Annotated in this window: 1 protein-coding gene; it reads left to right on the top strand. The window is 60.3% G+C overall.

The genetic code is table 11. From position 1 onward, the window contains the following. The coding region (locus HV670_RS30055) for an IS630 family transposase (protein WP_246258137.1) at nt 1-1,065 on the top strand (1,065 nt) is incomplete at its 5' end. Between the last annotated feature and the right edge of the window lie 77 nt (nt 1,066-1,142).

The following is a 1,142-nucleotide window of genomic DNA, read 5'->3' on the forward strand; positions in this document are numbered from 1 at the left end:
GAACTCCTGCTGAGCGAATCGGAATTCAAGCAACTGAAGGCGCTGATGATGCGGCGCAAGACAGCACAAGCGTTGGCGTTGCGAGCGCGCATCGTGCTGGCCTGTGCCGAAGGGATGGACAACAAGACGGTCGCGGCGAAACTGCAGCTTACGCAGCAAACTGTCTCTAAATGGCGCGCGCGATTTGTCGCAGACCGTGTGGACGGACTGCTTGACGCGCCACGCCCCGGTGCACCCAGGACAATCGACGACACGCATGTCGAGGCGGTTATTGCGAAGACGCTTGAGTCTGTGCCTGCCGGGGCGACGCACTGGAGCACGCGCACGATGGCCCGAGAGATGAAGCTCTCGCAGACGGCGGTGTCGCGGATCTGGCGTGCCTTCGGACTGCAGCCGCATCGGCAGGAGACGTTTAAGCTCTCTAGCGATCCGTTGTTCGTCGACAAGGTGCGCGATATTGTCGGCCTGTACCTGGATCCGCCGCTCAAGGCGATGGTGCTGTGCGTTGACGAGAAGAGCCAGATACAGGCATTGGACCGCACGCAGCCCATATTGCCGTTGGCCCCAGGCATTCCCGAGCGACGCACTCACGACTACATGCGTCACGGGACGACCACGCTATTTGCTGCGCTGGACATCGTCACTGGCGAAGTAATCGGCGAGGTGCACCGGCGCCATCGCAGCAGCGAATTCCTGCGTTTCCTGCGCACCATCGAAGCCAGCGTGCCGCCCCACCTGGATGTGCATCTGGTGATGGACAATTACGGCACGCACAAGACTCCCTCGATCAAGGCGTGGTTCGCTCGTCATCCCCGCTTCCAGGTTCACTTCACACCCACCTCGGCGTCGTGGCTCAATCAGGTCGAACGCTGGTTCGCCACGCTTACCGAAAGGTACCTTCGTCGCGGCACGCATCGTTCGACGCGCCCGCTCGAAGATGCAATCCGGCACTACCTTGACTTCTACAACGCCCACCCCCAGCCGTTTATCTGGAGCAAGTCAGCCGACGAGATCCTGGCTAGTCTCGAACGGTTTTGCATGCGGGTTCAGAAGGCCGCGGGATGAAATGTCATGAATATCAATACCGACGCAATCGACGAAGCCGCCCTGGCACTTCTCTACCTGACTCTGCACGACCAGTA

The organism is Pararobbsia alpina, assembly GCF_902859895.1.
Lineage (GTDB): Bacteria > Pseudomonadota > Gammaproteobacteria > Burkholderiales > Burkholderiaceae > Pararobbsia > Pararobbsia alpina.